Source organism: Paenarthrobacter sp. NCHU4564, assembly GCF_052156435.1.
In the GTDB taxonomy this organism is placed as follows: Bacteria; Actinomycetota; Actinomycetes; order Actinomycetales; family Micrococcaceae; genus Arthrobacter.
In genome coordinates, this window is the sequence record NZ_JBQLIS010000017.1 from 14,890 (window position 1) to 37,197 (window position 22,308).

At 64.7% G+C, this 22,308-nt stretch carries 20 protein-coding genes and 1 pseudogene; 8 read left to right on the plus strand and 13 right to left on the minus strand.

Annotated features, from left to right (window positions below; translation table 11 throughout):
* Window position 1 precedes the first annotated feature (1 nt).
* Genes ACSVIE_RS15900 through ACSVIE_RS15910 form a run of 3 tightly spaced genes read left to right on the plus strand, consistent with a single transcriptional unit; the run spans window position 2 to window position 2,159 of the window.
* Window positions 2–640: an amino acid ABC transporter permease gene (locus ACSVIE_RS15900; protein ID WP_442424466.1), complete on the plus strand. Its 639-nt coding sequence runs from the start codon at window positions 2–4 to the stop codon at window positions 638–640.
* A complete protein-coding gene (locus tag ACSVIE_RS15905) occupies window positions 637–1,290 on the plus strand; it encodes an amino acid ABC transporter permease (protein WP_442424467.1) in 654 nt (217 codons plus the stop codon). Before ACSVIE_RS15900 ends, ACSVIE_RS15905 begins: the two co-directional genes overlap by 4 nt.
* Before the next feature lie 26 nt (window positions 1,291–1,316).
* On the plus strand, window positions 1,317–2,159 hold the full coding sequence (locus ACSVIE_RS15910; RefSeq protein ID WP_442424468.1) for a substrate-binding periplasmic protein: 843 nt from the start codon (window positions 1,317–1,319) through the stop codon (window positions 2,157–2,159).
* A gap of 72 nt (window positions 2,160–2,231) precedes the next feature.
* Here ACSVIE_RS15910 and ACSVIE_RS15915 read toward each other — a convergent pair whose 3' ends face one another.
* The 7 genes from ACSVIE_RS15915 to xylA all read right to left on the minus strand — a co-directional run bounded on the left by ACSVIE_RS15915 (window position 2,232) and on the right by xylA (window position 11,135).
* Window positions 2,232–3,128, minus strand: coding sequence for an aldose 1-epimerase family protein (locus tag ACSVIE_RS15915; RefSeq protein ID WP_442424469.1), 897 nt, complete (start codon window positions 3,126–3,128; stop codon window positions 2,232–2,234).
* Window positions 3,125–4,654 (minus strand): L-arabinose isomerase, encoded by a 1,530-nt coding sequence (gene araA, locus ACSVIE_RS15920; RefSeq protein ID WP_442424470.1) that lies wholly within the window; start codon window positions 4,652–4,654, stop codon window positions 3,125–3,127. Before araA ends, ACSVIE_RS15915 begins: the two co-directional genes overlap by 4 nt.
* Window positions 4,655–4,710: 56 nt before the next feature.
* Window positions 4,711–5,418, minus strand: a complete 708-nt coding sequence (locus ACSVIE_RS15925; RefSeq protein ID WP_442424471.1) for an L-ribulose-5-phosphate 4-epimerase — start codon at window positions 5,416–5,418, stop codon at window positions 4,711–4,713.
* Window positions 5,415–7,193, minus strand: a complete 1,779-nt coding sequence (gene araB, locus ACSVIE_RS15930) for a ribulokinase (RefSeq protein ID WP_442424472.1) — start codon at window positions 7,191–7,193, stop codon at window positions 5,415–5,417. The genes ACSVIE_RS15925 and araB overlap by 4 nt, the downstream gene beginning before the upstream one ends.
* A gap of 198 nt (window positions 7,194–7,391) precedes the next feature.
* Window positions 7,392–8,375, minus strand: coding sequence for a LacI family DNA-binding transcriptional regulator (locus ACSVIE_RS15935; RefSeq protein ID WP_442424511.1), 984 nt, complete (start codon window positions 8,373–8,375; stop codon window positions 7,392–7,394).
* Window positions 8,376–8,444: 69 nt separating this feature from the next.
* Window positions 8,445–9,875: a xylulokinase gene (gene xylB / locus ACSVIE_RS15940; protein ID WP_442424473.1), complete on the minus strand. Its 1,431-nt coding sequence runs from the start codon at window positions 9,873–9,875 to the stop codon at window positions 8,445–8,447.
* 72 nt (window positions 9,876–9,947) lie between these two features.
* Window positions 9,948–11,135 (minus strand): xylose isomerase, encoded by a 1,188-nt coding sequence (gene xylA / locus ACSVIE_RS15945; protein WP_442424474.1) that lies wholly within the window; start codon window positions 11,133–11,135, stop codon window positions 9,948–9,950.
* A 58-nt stretch (window positions 11,136–11,193) separates the two neighbouring features.
* On the opposite strand from xylA, the gene ACSVIE_RS15950 reads away from it, so the two are divergent.
* Window positions 11,194–12,459 (plus strand): ROK family protein, encoded by a 1,266-nt coding sequence (locus ACSVIE_RS15950; RefSeq protein WP_442424512.1) that lies wholly within the window; start codon window positions 11,194–11,196, stop codon window positions 12,457–12,459.
* 128 nt (window positions 12,460–12,587) lie between these two features.
* The gene (locus tag ACSVIE_RS15955) at window positions 12,588–13,670 is read left to right on the plus strand and encodes a YihY/virulence factor BrkB family protein (RefSeq protein WP_442424475.1); all 1,083 of its coding nucleotides are present in this window, start codon (window positions 12,588–12,590) and stop codon (window positions 13,668–13,670) included.
* 101 nt (window positions 13,671–13,771) lie between these two features.
* Here ACSVIE_RS15955 and ACSVIE_RS15960 read toward each other — a convergent pair whose 3' ends face one another.
* Genes ACSVIE_RS15960 through ACSVIE_RS15970 form a run of 3 tightly spaced genes read right to left on the minus strand, consistent with a single transcriptional unit; the run spans window position 13,772 to window position 16,991 of the window.
* The gene (locus ACSVIE_RS15960) at window positions 13,772–14,611 is read right to left on the minus strand and encodes a sugar phosphate isomerase/epimerase family protein (RefSeq protein ID WP_442424476.1); all 840 of its coding nucleotides are present in this window, start codon (window positions 14,609–14,611) and stop codon (window positions 13,772–13,774) included.
* Entirely contained in the window at window positions 14,608–15,822 is a 1,215-nt protein-coding gene (locus ACSVIE_RS15965; protein WP_426004434.1) for a dihydrodipicolinate synthase family protein, read from the minus strand. The genes ACSVIE_RS15960 and ACSVIE_RS15965 overlap by 4 nt, the downstream gene beginning before the upstream one ends.
* On the minus strand, window positions 15,822–16,991 hold the full coding sequence (locus tag ACSVIE_RS15970; protein ID WP_442424477.1) for a Gfo/Idh/MocA family protein: 1,170 nt from the start codon (window positions 16,989–16,991) through the stop codon (window positions 15,822–15,824). Before ACSVIE_RS15970 ends, ACSVIE_RS15965 begins: the two co-directional genes overlap by 1 nt.
* A gap of 197 nt (window positions 16,992–17,188) precedes the next feature.
* Between ACSVIE_RS15970 and ACSVIE_RS15975 the strand changes: the two genes are divergently transcribed.
* From ACSVIE_RS15975 to ACSVIE_RS15985, 3 genes are all read left to right on the plus strand, one after another.
* Window positions 17,189–18,226: a LacI family DNA-binding transcriptional regulator gene (locus tag ACSVIE_RS15975; protein WP_442424478.1), complete on the plus strand. Its 1,038-nt coding sequence runs from the start codon at window positions 17,189–17,191 to the stop codon at window positions 18,224–18,226.
* Window positions 18,227–18,453: 227 nt separating this feature from the next.
* Window positions 18,454–18,762, plus strand: a complete 309-nt coding sequence (locus tag ACSVIE_RS15980) for a hypothetical protein (RefSeq protein WP_442424479.1) — start codon at window positions 18,454–18,456, stop codon at window positions 18,760–18,762.
* Between the two features lie 21 nt (window positions 18,763–18,783).
* Window positions 18,784–18,939 carry a hypothetical protein gene (locus ACSVIE_RS15985; protein ID WP_442424480.1) on the plus strand — a complete coding sequence of 52 codons (156 nt, stop codon included), beginning with the start codon at window positions 18,784–18,786 and terminating at the stop codon, window positions 18,937–18,939.
* A 25-nt stretch (window positions 18,940–18,964) separates the two neighbouring features.
* On the opposite strand, the gene ACSVIE_RS15990 is transcribed toward ACSVIE_RS15985, so the two are convergent.
* The 3 genes and pseudogenes from ACSVIE_RS15990 to ACSVIE_RS16000 all read right to left on the minus strand — a co-directional run bounded on the left by ACSVIE_RS15990 (window position 18,965) and on the right by ACSVIE_RS16000 (window position 22,295).
* Complete coding sequence (locus tag ACSVIE_RS15990) at window positions 18,965–20,062, minus strand: AAA family ATPase (RefSeq protein ID WP_442424481.1); 1,098 nt, start codon at window positions 20,060–20,062, stop codon at window positions 18,965–18,967.
* Between the two features lie 443 nt (window positions 20,063–20,505).
* Window positions 20,506–21,400, minus strand: a pseudogene (pyk, locus tag ACSVIE_RS15995) (pyruvate kinase); the annotation flags it as partial.
* Window positions 21,401–21,521: 121 nt separating this feature from the next.
* Complete coding sequence (locus ACSVIE_RS16000) at window positions 21,522–22,295, minus strand: sugar phosphate isomerase/epimerase family protein (protein WP_426004409.1); 774 nt, start codon at window positions 22,293–22,295, stop codon at window positions 21,522–21,524.
* Between the last annotated feature and the right edge of the window lie 13 nt (window positions 22,296–22,308).

The window sequence follows — 22,308 nt, forward strand, 5'->3', positions numbered from 1 at the left end:
CATGGAACATCTTGGCGTAGTGGCCCAAGGCGTCACCATGACGCTGCTGCTGACACTGTCCTCCCTGCTTTTCGGTGCCCTTGGGGGAGTGCCCTTGGTTTTGGCGCGGCGCTCGCGGTTTGCAACTGTGCGGTTCGTTGCCAGAAGCTTCATCGAATTACTCCGGGGCATTCCACCGCTCGCGTGGCTGTTCATCATCTACTTCGGTATTGGGACCGGGGTGATCGAGCTGAGTTCCTTTGCAGCGGCAGTGATCGGATTCGGGCTGGTGTCTTCTGCCTACGTGGCGGAGATCTACCGGGGCGGTTTGACCGCTATCCATGAGGGCCAGTGGGAAGCGAGCGATGCCCTGGGACTGTCCCGGGCGGCGACGCTGGCTACGATCATCGGTCCGCAAGTGCTTCGGGTGTCCATACCCGCGGCCGCCACCTTCGCCATAGGACTCCTGAAGGATTCCTCCGTGGCTTCCGTGATCGGCGTACAGGACACCATCTATTGGGCCGGCCACGAATCCACAGTGACTGGCGACGCCATAGTGCCGTTCCTCTGGGCGGCGGGACTCTACGTTGCCATGACGATTCCCTGTGCGTGGGCAACGCGGTTGCTGGATGCCAGGCTCCGAAAGAGGGTTGCGCGATGACATTCTTCAACGACTGGGTGGAGTACTTCCCGGATCTGCTGGGCGGACTGGGACTGAGTCTCCAGCTGACTTTCGTCACCTTGCTGATCGGGCTTCCGGCGGGCCTCGTCCTGGCTTTGGGCGCAGGTTCCGGGAACCGCGCCGTACGGGTTGTGTCCATTGGCGTGATCGAGATCGGCCGCGGCACCCCGGCCCTGGTCGTCCTGCAGCTGTTCTACTTTGGACTTCCGACGGCTGGCATGACGCTGACGTCCTTCGTCGCGGCATCGCTGGCGCTCGCCTTCACCACCGCGGCTTACACCAGCGAGATCATCCGTGGCGGTCTGCAGGCAGTGCCTGGCGGTGAGGTGGAAGCGGGGCATGCCCTGGGCATGGCCCGCCGCGACATCCTTCGCTTTGTTGTGATTCCCCAAGGGATCAGAATCGCCATCCCGCCGCTCATGGGATTCGCGATCATGGTGTTCCAGGCTACCTCCCTGGCCTACACCATTGCCATGCCGGAACTGATGAGCCAGGCCTACTCCATCGGCTCCATCACTTTCCGCTACCTGAGCATCCTCACCCTCGCGGGCCTGATGTACGCATTGATCACCATCCCTGCGAGTTCCCTCAGCAACTTCGTCGAGCATCGATTGGCACGTCACCGTTGACACGCCATCCAGGCAAAGGAACCACCATGAAACTACGAATGATTGCGTCGGCAGTGGCTGCCGTGACGCTTGCTGCGGCCCTCAGCGGTTGTGGCGGTGGCACTCAAGCCGCCGGCTCCAGTACCCCGGCCGACTGCAAACCTGCGTCTGAATTCAGCACCATGAAGAAGGGCGCCCTGACGGTGGCGGTGTATGAAGCGCCTCCGTATGTCACGTTCAAGGGCAACGAACTCGGGGGAGTCGACGGCGACATCCTCATGGGCTTCGCTGCCAAGGAATGCCTCACCATCACCACGGTCTCCGCAGCCGCAGCAGCGGTGATCCCCACAGTCCAAGGCGGCCGCGCAGATGTGGCCACGGGCGGCTGGTGGCGCTCCAAGGCACGCGCCGAAATCCTGTCCTTGACCGATCCGATCTACACCGACCAGATGGTGCTGATCTCCAAGGACGGCCTGAACAAGGTCACCGATCTCAAGGGCAAGAAGGTTGGCACCGTCAACGGAAACGTCTGGGTGGATGACGCCAAGAGCTACCTCGGCGGAGAACTCCAGCTGTACAAGGCTCCGGTGGACCTGTTCCAGGATCTGAAGTCCGGTCGTCTTGACGTTGGTATCGATGGCTTCGGCGAGGCACACAACAACAGCAACGGACTCAGGGTGGAAGTGCTGGAGCCGGACAATGCCATCAAGGCTTCGCTCGAACCGCCGCAGACGTGTCTCCCGGTCACCAAGGACAACGCCGGACTTCTCAAGGCCCTGAACGATTACGTGGAAGGCCTGCGCAAGGATGGCACGCTGGAGAAGATCGTGGTGAAGAACGGCTTCCCAGCCTCCGCAATCAACACCGGCGACGCCCGCCTGATCGGCTAACCCCACCCAACTAAGTAGCAGCAGAGCGCGTTTTGAACCCTCAAAACGCGCTCTGCTGCGACCCAGTTGGGCTTAGAGGGAGTAGATGGACCAGGACGCCGTGTGCGTTGCCCCGGGTTCCAGGCGGATCAGGTCCGTGCCGCTGTTGAACGCGTCCGGGGGACACGTCATCGGCTCCACGGCCAGCCCAATCCGGCTCGGGATGGGGGCCGGCTTCTCTGCCGTATGGATCTGCAGCCAGCGGCAGCTTTCGTCCCATGACATTCCGACGCCGGTGCCCGCCGGGTCCCGCAGCGACAGCCGCGCCAGCCCGCCGTCGAAGGTGACGTCCGTAAACGCGTGGTCGATTTCGGTGGTGCCGATGGCCCGTGCGGCGCGGAAATCGAATTCGTGGCCGTCCACCGAGGCCAGTGAAACAGGCAGCAGCCGGTCCGGCGTGACTTCCAGGAAAGCTCCCACCGGCGCTTCCAGAATCCACTCGTCCAAGGGCGAGGAGCCCGCCACCAGGTACGGATGCGGGCAGACGCCGTAGGGCGCTGCGACGTCTGCGGCGTTGTGTGCAGTAACAGCGCAATGCAGGCCACTGTCGGACAGGGCGTAGTGCGCGGTCAGATCCACCACGAACGGATAGCCCTCCGTGGGCCCCACCGTGCACGTCAAGGTGACTGAACCGGCGTCGTGCTCCTTCAGGGCCCAGTCGAGGGGGTAGGCGAGGCCATGCAACGCGGTTCCACGCTCCGGTTCGCTGACGGCCAGTTGGTGGGTGACGCCGTCGAAGGTGTATCTCCCGTCAGCGATCCTGTTCGGCCACGGCGCGGCGATGATGCCGCGGTAGTCCGGGATCGGGCCGCCTTCGGGGAACGGAACCACAAGGTCCCGGCCTTCGAACTGCAGAACACGCAACGCTGCGGCACGTTCCGTGACAACCGCCTCGTAGCCGCCGGCTTTCAGGCTGTATTCTGCGCTCACAGGCCGCCTGCCAGCTTGTAGTAGGCCGCGTTCCAGGCGAGTTCCTTCTTGAACTGTTTGATGGTGGTGCTTTCGTCGATGGTGAGCAGTTCCGTGCGGGCGATCTCGGCGAAGTCTTCGAACACCTCCAGGCCCACCTGCGTGGACAGTACCGTGTGGTGGGCGGCGCCGGCGGTCAGCCACGCGGCGGCGGAGGTTGCGAAGTCGGGCTTGGGTTCCCAGAGTGCGCGGGCCACTGGCAGGTTGGGAAGGGGCTGGTCGAGGTCGACGACGTCCACGGCGTTGGCGACCAGGCGGAACCGATCGCGCATGTCGGACAGCGCGACGACGACGCCGGGCCCTGCATCGGTGTCAAAGACCATCCGGACGGGGTCTTCCTTGCCGCCAATGCCCAGGGGATGGATCTCGACGCGCGGTTTCTTTGCCGTGAGGGACGGGCAGACCTCCAACATGTGGGCGCCGAGGATCTTTTCGCTGCCCGGTTCCAGGTGGTAGGTGTAGTCCTCCATGAGGCTCGCACCGCCTGGCAGGCCGCCGCCCATGACTTTGGCTGCGCGGACCAGAATGGCGGTTTTCCAGTCACCCTCGGCGCCGAAGCCGTAGCCGTCGGCCATGAGGCGCTGGACGGCCATGCCGGGGAGTTGGCGGAGTTCGCCCAGGTCCTCGAACGAGGTAGTAAACGCCGCGGATCCGTTGGTTTCCAGGAAGCTGCGCAGGCCGAGTTCGATCCTGGCGCTGTACCGCAGCGATTCGTGCCGGTCGCCGCCGGCCTTCAACTCGTCAGCCACGTCGTAGAGCCGCTCGTACTCGGCAACCAGGGCGTCGACGTCGGACTCTGCTGCGGTGTGGACTGCCTCGGCGAGTTCGTTCACGGACCAGGTGTTGACCGAGACGCCGAAGCGCAGCTCGGCTTCGGTCTTGTCGCCTTCGGTGACGGCGACGTTGCGCATGTTGTCACCGAAGCGGGTCAGTTTCAGGTTGCGCACGGCGGCCCAACCGGCGGAGGCCCGCTGCCACGCGCCGACCTGGCGGGCGACCTCCGGATTGGAGACATGCCCGACGACGGTCTTCCGCGGCACCCCGAGTCGGGACTGGATGTACCCGAATTCGCGGTCACCGTGGGCCGCCTGGTTCAGGTTCATGAAGTCGAAGTCGATGTCCGCCCAGGGCAGGTCCCGGTTGGCCTGCGTGTGCAGGTGGAGCAGCGGCTTACGGAGGGCGTCGAGGCCCTGGATCCACATCTTGGCAGGGCTGAACGTGTGCATCCAGGCGGTCACGCCGATGACGGAATCGTCCGAGTTCGCTTCAAGGGCCGTGCGGCGGATGGCGTCGGAGTCGGTCAGGACGGGCTTCCAGACGAGCTTGACGGGGATATCTGCGCTGGCGTTGAGCGTTTCGGCGATCTCCTGGGACTGGGCCGCGACCTGCTTGAGGACATCCTCGCCATAGAGATGCTGGCTGCCGGTGAGGAACCAGACCTCGTAGTGATCCAGGGTGGTTGAGTTTGCGGACGTGCTGTTGGGCATGGGGTTCTCCAGAAAGTTAGGGTGGGGCCGGGCGTCGGCGGGTGGGGCCGGCCGGTTCAGCGGCCGTACACGTTTTGGTAGCGGTCGTAAAGCGAGGCGATCTTGGCCTCATCGATGGGCAGCGGTTCGCCGAGTTGCCGTGAGACGTGGACGGTCTTGGCTACTTCCTCGCACATCACGGCCGCTTTGACTGCTGCGCGGGCGTCCTTGCCGATGGTGAACGGCCCGTGGTTTTGCATGAGCACGGCCGGGGAATTGGAGTTCTTGAGCGTTTCCACGATCCCGCGGCCGATCGAGTCATCGCCGATCAGCGCGAACGGACCAACGGGAATGGGCCCGCCGAATTCGTCGCTCATCATGGTCAACACGCACGGGATCTCCTCACCCCTGGCTGCCCAGGCCGTGGCGTAGGTGGAATGCGTGTGCACTACTCCGCCGACCTCTGGCATGTTCCGGTACACGTAGGCGTGCGCTGCGGTGTCCGAGGACGGCGAAAGGTCCGGGTTGCCCCAATCGACGGTGCCGCCGCTGCCGGTGTTGATGCCCCGGACGGGGGTCCCGAAAAGGTCCGTGACCACCATGAGTTCCGGGGTCAGCTCGTCATAGGAGACACCGGAGGGCTTGATCACCATCAGTTCGTGTCCCGGAATGCGCCCGGACACGTTGCCTGCCGTCCAGACGACAAGTCCGTACCGGGTAAGTTCAGCATGCAGTTCGCAGACTTCCGTGCGGACCTTCGCGATAGTATCCAGCAGCGCGGTCATGCGGGGGCTCCTTCCATGCTGGCTGCGGTGATGTCCGACGGCGGTGCTGCCGCCAGCGGTGCCGCGGCAGTCGCCGTCGTGGTTTCGCGTATGGTCCCTTCACGCGCGGTCCGCTGGATGGCCTTCAGGCGGTGCATGACGTTGTTGGTTCCGCGGCCGAAGTAGTCGTGGAGGGTGCGGTATTCGCGGAACAGTTCCTCGTAGGCGGCGACGTTCTCCGGGATGGGTGTGTAGACGGCGCCGGGCTCCGCTGCCATCGCTGCGGCCGCTTCACGGATGTCCTTGTACTTACCGGCAGCAACGGCGGCGTGGATAGCCGAACCCAAGGCCGGTCCCTGTTCAGATCCGATCGTGGAGAGCTGCAGTCCGGTGGCATCGGCGTAGATCTGCATCAGGAACTTGTTCTTCAGCAGTCCGCCGGCCACGATGAATTCCTTCACCGGAACGCCCGAGTCCCTAAAGGCTTCCACGATGGTCCGGGTACCGAAGGCCGTCGCCTCGAGCAAGGCCCGATAGATGTCCTCCGGTTTGGTGGCCAACGTCTGGCCCACCACAACGCCGGACAGTTCATGATCCACCAGCACCGAGCGGTTCCCCGAATGCCAATCGAGGGCGATCAGGCCGTGCTCACCAATTTCCAGCTCCGCCGCGAGCCCGGTCAGGTACTCGTGGATGCTGACGCCCTGTGCCGAGGCGGCCTCGTGGTATTCCGGCGGGACACCGTTCCTGGTGAACCACCCGAAGATGTCGCCCACACCGGACTGCCCTGCTTCATAGCCCCACAGCCCCTCCACGATGCCACCGTCCACCACGCCGCACATGCCAGGGACCTCGCGCAGGACATCGGCGTTCATGACGTGGCACGTGGACGTACCCATGATCGCGACGAGCTGCCCGGGTTCCACCGCGTTCGCAGCAGGAGCGCTGACGTGTGCGTCCACGTTGCCCACGGCCACCGCGATCCCGGCAGGCAGCCCGGTCCAAGCGGCGGCTTCTTCAGTGAGGTAGCCGGCGGCATCGCCCAACCGGCCGATGGTGTGTTCCAGCTTTTCGGAGACAAAGTCCTTGAACCCAGGGTTCAGGGCAGCCAGGAAGTCCTCGGAGGGGTACTTGTCGTCCTGGTAAATCCCCTTATACCCGGCTGTGCAGGCATTTCGGACATATGTTCCGCAGAGCTGCCACACGATCCAGTCAGCAGCCTCCACCCAATGATCCATCGCGGCGTAAATTTCCGGGTCGTCTTCGAGGAGCTGCAGCCCCTTGGCGAACTCCCACTCCGAGGAGATCAGGCCGCCATACCGGGGAAGCCAGGCTTCGTCCCGCGCCTCGGCGAGCTCGTTGATGCGGTCCGCCTGCGGCTGCGCAGCGTGGTGCCGCCAGAGCTTCACGTAGGCGTGGGGACGGTCAGCGAAGCGGTCCAGTTCGTTCAGCGGCGTGCCGTCCGCCGTCGTCGGAACCATGGTGCACGCGGTGAAGTCAGTCGCGATACCCACCACGTTCTTCGGGTCTATACCGGCATCGGCGACGGCGGCCGGTACCGCGTGGCGCAGAACGTCGCGGTAATCGTTGGGCACCTGAAGCGCCCAGTCCGCCGGAAGCCGCCGGCCGGAGCCCGGGAGGCTGTCCGAGACAACCGCGTGCGGGTACTCGAACACCCCGCTGCCGAGTTCCTTGCCATCCGAAACACGCACCACGACGGCGCGGCCGGACAGGGTGCCGTAGTCGACCCCGATGACGTATTGCTCGTCGGGCGGGAAGTTTTCAAAGGTAGTCATGGTGGTCTCCATCCGGCTGGCCAAGGCCTCATTGCCGGGGTCGGGTGAAGGGGGTCCTTGAGGGTCTGTTGCAATTGTTAGCGCTAACAACATGGAAGTCAAGAACCCCGCCCCAACTAGGTCGCAGTAGTGCGCGTTATGAACGCTCAAAACGCGCACAAATGCGACCCAGTTGGGTGCTCGGGCGGGGGTGTCGCTTCAGCTGCCGGCTGCCGCCGTCGTGGATCTGACCACCAACCTCGGCGCCACCGTGACCGGCGCCCCGGGCTTGCCCGATTCCAGCCGGTCCAGGAGCAGCCCGATGCAGCGCTGGCCCAATTCCTCGAAGTCCTGCGCCACGGTGGTGAGCGGTGGAATGAAATAGGCGGATTCAGGTTGGTCGTCAAAGCCGACAACGCTGATGTCCTGCGGAACGCGCACTCCGGCCTCGTGGAAGGCCCGGAGGACGCCCAAAGCCATCTGGTCGTTGGCGACGAAGAGTGCGGTGATGGAGCGGTCCTCCGCAATTTTCAGTCCTTCGCGATAGCCGCATTCGGCACTCCAGTCTCCTTCGATCAGGACCGGTGCCTCCAACCCCGCGTCAGTAATGGCGTCCTGCCAGCCTTCGATGCGCGCGGCGGCGTCGATCCAGTCGGCTGGTCCGGACAGGTGGCCGATGCGTTGGTGACCCAGTGACACGAGGTGTTCCACCACCAGTCGGGCACCTCCGCGTTGGTCTACCGTGGCACCGCTAAGATGCTCATCGCCGCTCGCGCCGACGGCCACCAGGGGCACCTGCGTGGTGATGTCCTTAAGGACGTCGAAGGTTCCCGGGTGGGGGACTGTGACCACGATCCCGTCGACTCCCTGGTCCATGAAGTGTGCAATCGCATCTTTGATCGTGTCGGGTGTGACGTCCCGCAGGCCGGCCACGCTGACGAAGTACCCGGCATCGCGCGCTGCCTGCTGGACCCCAAGAAGCGTGTGGGACGGTCCATACTGGGCAAGTTCGCTCCCAAGCACCCCGATGGTTTGCGAACGCCTCGTCACCAGGCTCCGCGCGGCGGTGTTGCGTCGGTAACCAAGTTCGGTGATGGCCTGTTCCACACGTTCGCGGGTCTTCTTGCTCACGTTCGGATGGTTGTTTAACACCCGGGACACTGTTTGGTGGGACACGCCTGCCACGCGTGCCACGTCTTCCATGACGGGAGGCCGATTCGGGGCGGATTGTTCGGTGCTCACCCTGTCACGATAGAGCACCGAACCATTGGATCAGCCGAGGGCCGCCTTCGCGGCGTGACGCCGGTACCTGGACAGGAATTCCGGAGCCCTGCCCTGCTGGCGGGCTTCGATGCTGGTTCCGTCCAGGGGCCACTCGGGGAGCGTGCCGGTCAGGACACCCGCTGCTTGGCGGGCGGCGCCGTCGGCCACATACTCCCCGGGCTCGGGGACAAAGACAGGGAGGCCGAAGACGGCCGCAGCCACCTGCTGCACCGCGGGGGATTGCGCTCCGCCGCCCACCAGGATGATCCTCCGGGCGGAAACGCCTTGTGCCTGCAGCGCGGCAAGGCCGTCGGCCAGCGAGCACAGGACACCCTCGACGGCGGCGCGCGCCAGGTTTGCGGGCGTGTAGTTGGACACCGTGAGCCCGTGGAGGGAGCCTGTGGCATCGGGAAGGTTGGGTGTCCGTTCCCCCTCAAAATATGGCACCAAGGTCAGGCCGTCGGCGCCTTCAGGAGCCGACAGCGCCAGCTCGCCGAACTCCTTCAGGTTGACGCCAAGCAGGGATGCGGTGGCATCGAAGATCCGGGTGGCGTTCAGCGTGCAGGCGAGCGGCAGGTAATGCCCGGTGGCGTCGGCAAACCCTGCCACCAGTCCGCTGGCATCCCTGGCCGGTACGTCCGACACGGCAAAGACCGTCCCGGACGTCCCGATCGACACCACGACGTCCCCCACCGAGGCGCTGACACCCAGTCCCGCGGCTGCGTTGTCACCGGCGCCGGGCCCGATCAGGGCACCCGCCGGGGTCTTGCCTGCGGCATCGAGAGGCCCGACGACGGCGGGCAGCACCGGAACGTGGCCGAGCGTGCTGTTGAGGACCTCGGGCAGGTACTCTCCCTTTTCTGCGGAGAAGTATCCCGTGCCCGAGGCATCGGAGCGGTCGGTGCGGAGCAGCTCAAGGGAAGCCGGGCCGGACCCCGGGCCGTGGCCTGCCAGTCGCCAGGACAGCCAATCGTGGGGCAGGCAAACGGCGGCGGTCCGGCGGGCGTTGCCGGGTTCGTTGCGCCCAAGCCAACGGAGCTTGGTGGCGGTCAGCGAGGCAACAGGTACCGTTCCGGTCAGGGCTGCCCAGTGCACGCCGCCGGCTTCAGGGTCCCCGGCGCCGGCCTCCCGTGTCAGTTCCTCGGCATCCGGGGCAGACCGCGTGTCGTTCCAGAGGAGCGCCGGCCGCACTACGTCGCCGGATTCGTCCAGGCACACCATGCCGTGCTGCTGGCCGCCGACGGACACAGCGTCCACATCGTCGAGTCCACCCGCCTGGGCAATGGCTTCCTGAAGTGCTGTCCACCAGTGGTCCGGGTGAACCTCGGTGCCCTCCGGGTGTGACGCGCGGCCCTGGCGGACCAAAGCGCCGGTGGCTGTGTCCCGGATGACTACCTTGCAGGACTGGGTGGAGCTGTCGATCCCTGCGACAAGCGGCATGGGTTTTCCTTCGTGATGCAGTTGCCGGGCCCGGATAAACGGTCTCCGGACCCGGTCATGGATTGCTGTGGTTTAGCGGGCGCCGAGCAGGTGCTCGATGGCCAGCTGGTTGAGCCGGATGAAGGCGAAGGAGCGTTCGGCAGCCTTGTCTGCGTCGAACGACTCAAAAGCGGCAGCATCGGCCAGCAGGTCCGCGGTGGTCTCACCCTCGGCAAGCGTGGATTCTCCGAGCTCGAAGACGCCGGACGTTGCCAGGGCTGCCTGTACTTCGGGATCCGCGCGGAAAGCGAGGGCGCGTTCCTTGAGGAGCAGGTACATGGCCATGTTGGACTTGGCGGACTCCCACACGCCGTCGTATCCGTCGGTGCGGGACGGCTTGTAGTCGAAGTGGCGCGGTCCTTCGTAGCGCGGTCCACCGTTCGGGAAGCCGTTCTCCAGCAGGTCCACGGTGAAGAAGGCGCTGGTGAGGTCGCCATGGCCGAAGACCAGGTCTTGGTCGTACTTAATACCGCGCTGGCCGTTGAGGTCGATGTGGAACAGCTTGCCCGCCCACAGCGCCTGGGCAATGCCGTGGGTGAAGTTCAGTCCGGCCATCTGCTCGTGGCCGGTTTCCGGGTTGAGGCCCACGATGTCGCCGTGTTCCAGCTGGGCGATGAAGGCCAGTCCGTGTCCGACGGTGGGCAGGAAGATGTCGCCGCGTGGCTCGTTCGGCTTGGGTTCCAGGGCGATGCGCAGTCCGTAGCCCTTTTCCTTGATGTATCCGGCGGCGGTGTCCACGCCTTCCTTCATGCGGTCCAGGGCAGCGGAAAGATCCTTGGAACCGTCGTATTCGCTGCCTTCGCGGCCACCCCACATCACGAAGGTCTCGGCACCGAGTTCGGCTGCGAGGTCGATGTTGCGCAGGACCTTGCTGAGGGCGAAGCGGCGGATGGAGCGGTCGTTGGAGGTGAAGCCACCGTCCTTGAAGACCGGGTGGCTGAACAGGTTGGTGGTGACCATGGGGACCTTGAGGCCCGTCTCGGCCAGGGCTGCCTTGAAGTTCTTGAGGATCAGCTCCCGCTCCGACGCGGAAGCGTCAAAGGGCACCAGGTCATTGTCATGGAAGGTGATGCCGTAGGCGCCGAGTTCGCTCAGCTTGTGGACGGCCTCCACGGGATCCAGGGCCTGCCGTGTGGCAACGCCGAAGGGGTCGGCGCCGGTCCAGCCGACGGTCCAGAGGCCGAAGGTGAAGCGGTCCTGGGGAGTGGGCTGCGGGGTCATGGTTGCTCCTTTGCAAAAGCTGGTGAATTAGTTTTCAACCTGAACTATATGGGGGATGATGGATCATGGTCAATGGAACTGCGGAAAAATTTTCAACACTGTCAGGAGGCGTCAGCCTGTGAACGAGCAAGCCGCGCCCGGCCGCGTAGGTGACGTCCGCCGTCGTAATCTCTCCCTGGTGTTGGACTCCATTGCCCGGACGGGCGATTCAAAACCCAGCCGCGCACAGCTTGCCGCCGGAACGGGGCTGACCAAGGCAGCCGTGTCCAGCTTGGTTGCGGATTTGGTGGAATCCGGGCTGGTGGCCGAAGTCGGCCTGTACCGCGACGGGGAGCGGGGGCGGCCGGGGCAGGGCCTGGAGCTGAGTTCCCGGCGCGGCGTGGTGGGCATGGAAATCAATGTCGACTACCTGGCGGTGGGTCTGGTGGACCTCGGCGGGAAGCTTCGCTTCAGCGCGGCCGTGGAGTCGCCCAACCGTGACATGCGGCCCGCGGAGGTGATGGACAGCCTTCGGGAATTGGCGGGGCAGGCGGAGGCTGTAGCGGCAGCGGAGGACGTCACCGTTCTCGGTGGCGGTTTGGCGGTACCCGGGCTGGTGGACGAGCGGCAGAATCTGGTGCTGTCAGCCCCGAACCTGCACTGGAACCATGAGCTCTTGACGCCGGGCAACCTCCTGCATGGCGCGCCGCTCGGCGTGCGGCTGTCCAACGAGGCCAACAGTGCAGCCCTCGGTGAGCTTTGGTACGGCGCGGGGCGGCCGGATTTCCTCTACGTCTCGGGGGAAGTCGGCGTGGGCGCCGGCGTCATCATCAACTCGGACCTTTACCGGGGTCCCGGCGGATCCGCAGGGGAACTCGGTCATATCGTGGTTCATCCTGAAGGTCCTTCCTGTTCGTGCGGCGGGGCGGGCTGCCTGGAAACTTTTGCCGGCCAGGAGGCGATCTTCTCGTCTGCGGGCATCGCGCCGGGATCGCTGGCCACGCGCACTGATGACCTGCTGGCAGCCCTGGCGGCCAATGAGCCGCGGGCTACCCGGGCAGTGCAGGACGCCGGAAGGTACCTGGGTGTTGCGCTGGCGTCTTCGGCGCGGCTGCTTGATCTTGAAGCCGTGGTCCTGGGTGGACACTTTGCCGTGCTTGCTCAGTGGCTGAGGCCGGCGCTTGAGGCCAGCCTGGAGCGGCACGCACCCGGCCTGTTGGCTCCGGAGAACCTGGTTGTTTCGAGCCTTGAGCATTCGGGTACCTTGCTGGGAGCTGCGGGCCAGGTTATCCGCTCGGTGATCGAATCGCCGTTCGAGTTCCTGCTGGCGAGCAAGCTGGCTTAGTCCGCAGGCCCGCCGTTCGGCAAGGATTTGCCGGGTTGTCCGGCGTGGGCGCTTCCCTCTCAATCATCAGCATGCTTACTATTGATGAGTCAGTTGTTCGCGCAATCTACCCCACGGACGAGTGCCTCATGACTACACAAGATTCATCACATACCAGCACAGCCAAGGCGGGCCAGGCCCCGGCTCCGGAAGACTCCCGCAAGCCGGACAGTCCCAACGACCTCGTCAAGCCCACCTGGATGTACATCGCCAAGAGGACGCTGAAAGAGTTCAACAAAGACCAATGTCCGGATGCTGCCGCAGGGCTCACCTACTATGCTGTGCTGTCCCTTTTCCCGGCACTCCTTGCCTTGGTGTCCCTGATCGGTCTGTTCGGTGATGCCGGAAAGACAACGTCCGCGCTGCTGGACATAGTCCAGCAGTTCGCTCCCGGCCCAGGCGTTGACGCCATGCGGCAGCCGATCGAGGAGCTGACACGCTCCAACACCGCCGGCTTCGCATTGGTCTTCGGTATTCTGGTGGCCCTGTGGTCAGCCTCCGGCTACACCACGGCGTTCAGTCGGGCCATGAACCGCGTGTACGAGGTGGACGAGGGCCGCGGCTTCGTGAAGCTCCGTGGCACTATGCTGGCCGTCACCGTCGTCGCAGTTGTCGGTGCGGCACTGGTAGCCGGCATGCTGGTGCTCAGCGGCCCGGTCGCCGAAGCGGTCGGCGGCGCGATCGGCATGTCCGAGACCTTCCTGACCGTGTGGAACATTGCCAAGTGGCCGGTCCTGATCCTCCTGACCGTCGTTGTCATTGCAGTGCTCTACTACTTCACGCCAAACGTCAAACAGCCCAAGTTCCGCTGGATGAGCATGGGTTCCTTCATCGCCCTGGTGGTCTTCGGCCTGGCCTCGCTGGGCTTCGGGTTCTACGTCGCCAACTTCAGCAACTACAACAAGACGTATGGTGCGCTGGCCGGCGTGATCATCATGCTGCTGTGGCTTTGGATCCTGAACATGTCCCTCCTGTTCGGCGCCGAGTTCGACGCAGAAATGGAACGTGGACGCCAGTTGCAGGGCGGCATCGAAGCCGAAGAAAGCATCCAGCTCCCGCCCCGCGACACCAAACGCAGCGAGAAGCAGCAGAAACAAGAGGATGAAGTGATCCGTCGCGGTCAGGAGATCCGTGAGGAACATGGAAAACCGGAGCCTGACCGCAAGTCGTAAACAGCCCCATGAAAGCGGGCCCCTGCCGTGACCTTGGCAGGGACCCGCTGGTGGCGCGATCTTCCCGCGGAGCTTAGGGCATCTGCGGGAGGACCAGTCTTTTAGGCGTACGGGAGGACGAGCTCCGCGTAGCGCTGTTTCATGGTTTCCAGGACCGAGTCGCCGTCGGCGTCCCAGATTTCCTGGTTGAAGATTTCAACCTCGATATCGCCCGTGTATCCGGCATCCCTGACCCAGGTGCCGATGGTCGCGAAGTCGATGACGCCGTCGCCCATCATGCCGCGAGACAGGAGCGCGTCCGCAGCGATCGGCACATTGAAGTCGCACACCTGGTAGGAAGCGATGCGGTTTTCGTGGCCGGCGCGTTCGATCTGCGCCTTCAGGTCCGGATCCCACCAGACGTGGAAGGTGTCGACGGCGACGCCCACAGCCTTCGCATCGTACGGCGCGGCGAGATCCAGTGCCTGGCCAAGGGTGGAGATCAGTGCCCGGTCCGCGGCGTACATCGGGTGCAGAGGCTCAAGGACCAACCGGATACCGTTCTCCGAAGCGAACGGGACCAGTTCCTCGAGGCGGTCCGCCACGCGCTGGCGGGCAGCGACGACGTCCTTTTCGCCGGGAGCAAGCCCACCGACCACCAGGAACAGTTCCTGGGTGTCCAGCACTACGGCTTCACGGACGGCGTCGAAGTTGTCGGCCAGGGCAGCAGCTTGTCCCTCGGCATCGGCTGCCGTCAGGAACCCTCCGCGGCACAGGGACGAGACGCGGAGTCCGGCATCCTTGATCAGCTTGGCGGCCTTGTCCAGGCCGGCTTCTGCGACGCGGTCACGCCACGGTCCAATGGCCGGAATGCCTGCCCGTGCGCAACCATCCACGGCCTCGGCGAGGGTCCACTTCTTGGTGGTGGCGCTGTTGAGGGAGAGTCGTGAGAAGTCGCTCATGCGCCCACCCCGTTGATCCGTAGGAAGTCGGACATCCGGAAGGCTGCCAGCGACGGATCCCTGAGGAGGCCCGCCTGGTCTGCCAGCTCGAAGGTCCGCGCCAGGTGCAGGACCGAGCGGCCGGAGTGCAGGCCGCCCACCATCTGGAACCCGGGTTGCTTGCCGTTGAGCCAGGACAGGAAGGCAATGCCGGTCTTGTAGTAGAAGGTCGGTGCACTGAAGATGTGCTTTCCGAGCTCACGGGTGGAGTCCAGGATGGCTCGCCCTTCGGCACCGTTGCCGGCGTCGTACTTCTGCAGGGCGACCGAAGCGGCAGGGTAGATCGCCGCAAAGATGCCCAACAGGGCGTCCGAATGGTGGGTTTGGTCGCCGTCGATCAGTTCCGGGTAGTTGAAGTCGTCGCCGGTGTAGAGGCGGACGCCTTCCGGGAGGTTCGCGCGGAGGGCGACCTCGTGCGAGGCGTCCAGCAGTGAAACCTTGACGCCGTCCACCTTGTCCGCGTGTTCCCGGATGAGGCTGAGGAAGGTCTCGGTGGCGACGGAAACATCGTCCGAGCCCCAGTATCCGGCCAGCGCGGGATCGAACATGGTGCCGAGCCAGTGCAGGATGACGGGCTGGTCCACTTCCTGCAGGAGCGTGGAGTAGACATGGAGGTAGTCGTCGGCGCCGTTCGCAACCTTGGCCAGGGCACGGGACGCCATCAGGATCACCTTGGGGCCGGCTTCGCTGACGACGGCGATCTGCTCCCGGTAGGCCTCGATCACCGCCTGGATGCCGGCGGCGCCGTCGGGAAGGGCAGCGATGTCCAGCTGGTCGGTTCCGGCCCCGCAGGACACAAGGTCGCGGACGGACTTGCCTGTGATTGCCGCGTTTCCGGCTGAAACAATCGAGGCAGCCTCGGCTCCGGTGCGCTTGATGAGCTGTTGGGTCGCTGCCCAGTCCAGGCCCATGCCGCGCTGGGCGGTGTCCATGGCATCGGCAACGCCCAGGCCGTAGGACCACAGCTCGTGGCGGTAGGCCAACGTGGCATCCCAGTCGAGCTGTGCCGGGGCGCCGGGGGTGTTGTCCGCAGCGACCTCGGGGATGACGTGCGCTGCGGCGTAAGCGCGGCGGGCCGTCAGGGGAGCGGCCGGCTTGGCCCACGAGGTGGCGGGCTGGAGGCGGTACTCGCGTGTCCCGCCGTCGTTGGTGGGAAGAATCAGTGAGGTCATTAGAGGGTGATCTCCGGGATGTCGATGGTGCGGCGCTCAGCCGAGGACTGCAGGCCGAGTTCGGCCAGCTGGACGCCGCGGGCGGCGGAGAGCAGGCCAAAGCGGTGCTCGCGGCCGGCGACGACGTCGCGCAGGAACTCTTCCCACTGCAGCTTGAAGCCGTTGTCCAGTTCAGCGTTGGCGGGGACTTCCTGCCACTGGCTGCGGAAGGACTCGGTGACGGGAAGGTCCGGGTTCCAGACGGGCTTGGGGGTGTGGGCGCGCTGCTGCGCAACGCACTTGTTCAAACCGGCGACGGCGGAACCGTGCGTGCCGTCGATCTGGAACTCCACCAGTTCATCGCGGTAGACGCGAACGGCCCAGGAGGAATTGATCTGGCCGATGACGTGGTCGCCGCCCGGGGTTTCGAGTTCGAAGATGCCGTAGGACGCGTCGTCCGCGGTGGCCTTGTATTCCTTGCCGGCCTCGTCCCAGCGTGCCGGGATGTGCGTGGCGGTCTTGGCGTTGACGCTCTTGACCTTGCCGATGATGCCTTCGAGCACGTAGTTCCAGTGGCAGAACATGTCCGTGGTCATTCCGCCGCCGTCTTCCTTGCGGTAGTTCCAGGACGGACGCTGTGCAGCCTGCACGTCGCCTTCGAAGACCCAGTAGCCGAACTCGCCGCGGATGGAGAGAATGCGGCCGAAGAAGCCTTCGTCCACCAGGCGGCGGAGCTTGACCAGGCCGGGGAGGTACAGCTTGTCGTGGACCACGCCTGCGGTGACGCCGGCTTCCTTGCCGATCTGTGCCAGCTCGATCGCTTCCTCAAGCGTTTCTGCGGTGGGCTTCTCGGTGAAGATGTGCTTGCCGGCGCGCATGGCCTTCTTGAGGGTGGCTGCGCGGAGGCTGGTCATGGAAGCGTCGAAGACGATGTCCACGGTGGGATCGTTGATGACGGCGTCCAGGTCGGTGGTCCATTCGGAGACCTTGTGGAGCTCGGCGAGCTCGCGGATCTTGGCTTCGTTCCGGCCGACCAGGATCGGTTCGACCTGGACCTTGGTGCCGTCTTCCAGCGTGAAGCCGCCGGCGTCGCGGATCGGAAGGATGGACCGCAGCAGGTGCTGGCGGTAACCCATCCGGCCGGTGATGCCGTTCATGGCGATGCGGATCGTCTTTGTTTCGAAGCCCATGTTTTCTCCAGTGCCTTGGTGTGCTTGCCCGCTGCGGTGCGGCCAGCTGGTGCGAATACTATGTGGGAAAGCGCATTCCCATTGCTTCGATAATGCCTCACTGCCCCTGCAATTGGCAAGCGCTTTCCCAAAATAGGTCTGGGACTGCCATAATTTCCTTAGCGCCAGCCCCGACGCCTGCAGAGAAGGAGGGCCCCGTGGCCGCCAGCACACTCAGTGAAGTAGCCCGCCTGGCAGGAGTATCCCTGGCCACGGCATCCCGGGTGCTCAACGGGTCTTCACGCAAGCCCGCCGAGGAAATCGCCGAGCGTGTCCGCGAAGCCGCAGACAAGCTCGGCTACATTCCCAACGCCCAGGCGCAGGCGCTCGCCAAGTCCAGTTCGGGTCTCATCGGCTTGATCGTGCATGACATTGCCGATCCCTACTTCGCCGCCATCGCCCGCGGGGTACAGGACGCCGCCCGCCAGCAGAACCGCATGGTGTTGCTGGCCAGTACATCCGGGGCTCCGCTCGATGAGAAGGAAGCCGTAGCCGCCTTCGCCGCGCGCCGCGCCGACTCGATCGTCATTGCAGGTTCCCGCTCCGTGCGCCCCGGGGACAAAGACGGGAACGCCCAACTCGCGGCCGAACTGGACCGCTATTGCCGCAACGGAGGGCAAGTCGGCGTTGTTGGCCATCCGGTGGCTGGATCTTCAGTCACCGAGGGGTACCACGTGGTGGAGGTACCTAACCAGGAGCTTGCGGCTTCCCTGGCCCTCGAGTTGGCGGGTACCCACCACGGCGACTTCCTGGTGGTGGCCGGTCCTGAGGGGCTGCTCACGTCCGACGACCGTGTCCGCGGCTTCCAGGGCGGGCTCAAGAAGGCTGGCCGTCCCGAAGCAGAGGTGATCCGCACCGGCTTTAACCGCGACGGAGGCTACGACGCCGGCCCCGGCCTGGCTGCCCGCATCAAGGCATCAGCGGAGCGACTTTGCATCTTTGCCGTGAACGACGTCATGGCCATCGGGATCACTGCTTCGCTGCGGTCCGAAGGGGTATGGATTCCGCGGGACGCCACCATTGCGGGCTTCGACGACATCGAGACCCTCCGCGACTTCCGGCCTGCGCTTTCCACCGTGTACTTGCCCCTTGAAGAAATTGGCCGGCTCGCTGCCGGCGCAGCGGAAGGCGGCTCGGTCAGCGGTTCCGTCAAGCTTCGCCGGAGCACCGAAGTTCCGGCTGACAACCCCGCCTGACGCGCCGGCGGACCGGGCAATTCCCGACGGCGGCATGCGGCTTGCGCGTCTGGCGCACCAGCGCTCGAGTGGCCTCACGCGGTGACGGTGATTCCCGCCGTCGAGCATGACGCGGAGTCGAAACTCAGGCAGGTGCTGTCGGCGTCGGCGATGCTGCGGCGTCGTGGGATTGTTTCATCAAAGGATCCTTTGGTACGACACTTCGACTGAGCGCGGCCGAGGCGATCATGCTCCGTCAGCTGCTGAACGTCGCCAAAGCGGTCCACGACATGCACAAGGCCTCCAACGACCTGCGCCGTGCACGGCAGATCAATAACGTCGTCAAACACCAGCTCGCCCAGGTCGCCGCCGCCCTCCCGGCCATTCCTGCAACCAATGCGGTGGTGGATCGTGAAGCGGTCGAAGCTGTCCGGGCAAGCACCGCCGGCCAAGAACCTGGACGGCCGGTGGGGTCGATGCTGCCGCCCACATTCGGGCAGGCCAAGAACCATGCAACTACCCGGAGCGGGACCACCCGCCCGGACATCGAAAGATAAGACCAACAGGGGGTAGGCATCTTGAGTGAAACCGACGGCATCGATGAGGCCTTCGAAGGCATCAGCCGTGTCGGGCTGCCGCTGCCGGCCGTAGAGGAGTCCCGGGCGGCCGCAGTCCCGCAAAACCACACCAGCCACCGGCATCAGGAAACTCCTGCAAAAAGCATGAGCCGCTAACCCACTGCCGTTTGTGAAAGCTCCGTTATCGGTCGCTTGTCTTGCGGAGGTACTCGCGAAGGCCCGGGATGGTGAAGTCCACTTTGCCGTAGGCGGGGGCTTCGATGAGTCCAGCTGCGAGGAGCCGGTTCCGGTAATTGGCCACGACGTTGGTCTTGGCGCCCAGCCGTTTACCGATGTCACCGGCGGCAACGGGTCCGTCGTCTACTGCCATGGCACGCAGGAAGTCCTTGTCCTTATCCGATGCCGTGGAGAGTGCGGCTTCGATCACCGTGGCCTCGTGGCGGCGGGTGGCGGCGTCAATGGCCTGGCGGACGTTCTTTTCTTCAAGTGCCATGTTGTTGATTTCGGCTTGTCGCCACAGCTGGTAGCCGATGAGCTGGATCAGGAACGGGTACCCTCCGGTGGCCTTCGCCGCGTCCTGGATCAGGTCATCGCTGATGCTGATGCCGGCATCGCGGAAGGTGCTGGCGTAGGAGCGCTCGACCGCCGTGATGGTCGCGGCGTGCAGGTCAATGCGGTCTGCGCGGCGCAGGAACGTTGCCACTCCCTCGTTGAGCAGGTCCGAGACTGCCGCCGGCAGTCCAGCGAAGATCAGCCCGATCGGAAGTCCGTCGCGGATGAAGTGCTGGACGTCGGCGGCGAGCTGGGACAGTTCGGTCCGGTCTGCCGAGTGGATTTCGTCAACGGTGAAAAGGAGGCCGGTCTTCTTCTCGGCCAGGACGTTCAGCAGCTGGTTTCCCAGCCGCCGCCAGTCAACTTGGCGCTCCGGCGGTAGCTGCGTGGTCACGGTGAAACCGGCCACTCCCAGCGCTGTGACCCTGCGGCCTGTGGGGCCGGTGCCGAGTTCATCCAGGTGCACGCGCATGGTTTCGCCCATCCGTCCCAGGAATCCGGGTGTGGCGGTTTCCGGTATGACCACCCATCCTTGCTGTGCGGCTTTGTTCTGGGCCTCGCTGAGCAGGGCGGTCTTGCCGATGCCGCGGGCGCCGGTGACGATGGTCAGCAAGCCGGGTGCCCCGGAGCCGAGCTGCAGGCCATACTCGAATTCATCGAGGGTCCCCTCGCGGCCAATAAGCTCAGGGGGAGTGGCGCCCGCCGTTGGGCGGAAAGGGTTCATCATCCGGATTCCTGTGAGTCCTTGTGAGTCTTGTGAGTCCCTGTGAGTCTACGCCTCAGGAGCAGCCGCCCACGGACTCCTTGCCTTCCTTCAGGAAATGTCCTGCCATCTGCCGTCTGGCTGAACCGCATAGAGGATTATCGGAAAGCAACGACGGATGGTGAGGCGCAAGCGCGAACTTTGATGTCTTTTGGCAAGGCATGCTCACTCCAACGGACCCTCGAGGGGGCGAAAAGATGGACGTAGTAAACGCAAGCCTAAAGGTTTGGGGTTTTGAGGCGCGCCCAGCGATGTCCGGGAATGGCGCTTTCAGCCTAGTCTGAAGCGTCCTCCGTGCAGCCTGGCGTCAGCTTGAGGTGTGCTTCTTCTGACGTCCCCTGAGGTCCACTAAAAATGTCGGAGGCGATCCTGCCTGTTGCAGGACCCCTCCGCGGCTTCCGCGAAGGCTAGGCCTTCTTCTTTTCGGGCCAGGGGCTGAGCTTCTCGCGGCTACTAACGACTTCCTCGGCGGGGGTGGAGCCGGCCAGGTCGCCCACCTTGTGCACCTTCAGGGAGTTCGTGGATCCGGCCTTGCCGGGAGGGGAACCGGCGGCGATGACCACCAGGTCACCATCCTGCACCAGACCCATTTCCTCAAGGCTGCGGTCAACCTGGGCGGTCATGGCGTCGGTGTGGTCCACCATCTGTACCAGGACCGGCTGGATGCCCCAGGTCAGTGCCAGCTGGTTCCAGACCTGCTCCACCGGGGTGAAGGCGAAGACCGGCTTGATGGGGCGCAGGCGGGACAGGCGGCGTGCCGAGTCACCGGACTGGGTGAATGCACAGATGTACTTGGCGTCCAGCTGGTCGGCGATTTCGACGGCGGCGCGGGTGATGGCGCCGCCACGGGTCTTGGGCTTGGTCCCCAGCGGGGGGACGCGCTCCAGGCCCTGGACCTCGGTGGATTCGATGATCCGGGCCATGGTCTTGACCGTGTCGATCGGGTACTTACCCACCGACGGTTTCACCGGACAGCATCACCGCGTCCGCACCGTCCAGTACTGCGTTGGCGCAGTCGGAAGCCTCGGCACGCGTCGGGCGCGGGTTGTCGATCATGGATTCCAGGACCTGCGTGGCCACGATGACCGGCTTGGCCCAACGGCGGGCCAGTTCGATGGCACGCTTCTGGACGATCGGCACCTCTTCGAGCGGCAGTTCAACACCGAGGTCGCCACGGGCAACCATGATCGCGTCGAACGCGTCGATGATCTCGTGGAGCTGGTCCAGGGCCTGGGGCTTTTCGATCTTGGCGATCACCGGAACCCGGCGGCCTTCTTCGTCCATGATTTCGTGGACGCGTTTTCATTTTGGCACATCGTGCCAATGCCTCCCTCGCGGCACGTGGTGCTGCCGCTCCTTACGGGAAGTACGTGCCGGTTGTTGCCGTCATGGTTCCGGCCTTGGTGGACCCGACAGGGCCGGACTAGTCCTCGCCCAAGGTGATGCCGTGCAGGAAGGCGGCGTCGTGAAGGACATTCTCCGGGAGGTCGTCCTCCACGAATTCCATCATGATGTCCAGGTCCTGGCCGTTCCCGCGCAGCACGTCGGATACGGTCTGCCACAACAGTTTCCGCGCCCGCAGCGGATGGCGTTCCGCCTTGGGCCCCCACGAAAAGCAATGCACACCCACCACGTGCGGCAGGACGTGGTGAAGCGAGTCGAGCGCCTGCTGGTCGGAAAGCCCGACGGCGGGCTGCCAGTAGGTGCCGATGTTGGCGTGGTCCACGCGGCGCAGCAACTCCAGGGTGGTTTCCGGTGTATCAGTGAGGGTATTGCCGTGGTACTCGAAGGCGATGGTGATGCCATGTTCTTCCGCCAGGCCCGCAATCCGCTGGGAGTCGCTGACTACCGATTCCCAGTGTTCGTCGGTGGCCTCATGGCTGCCGACGTCGCCGGCCCAGACACGGATCCTCGGTGCGCCCAGGGTCGTGGCCAGATCGAGGAGGTGGTCGAAGCCGGCGAAGGATCCTGCCCGGTAGTAGGAGCCCAGAGACAGGACGCGAAGCCCTGCCTCTTCACCCGCCTTCCTGGCGTGTTCGGCGGAGTCCGTGTCCTTGATGTGCACGTCCGTGCCCCACTCAATGCCGGCCAGGCCCGCTTCGGCGGCTATACGGACCACCTCGTCGATCCCTTTGTCCCTGAGGGTGACGGAGCAAATGCCCGGCGTGAGGTCTGGCAGCGTTGTGAGGTCGATCATTGGTTCAGGATAG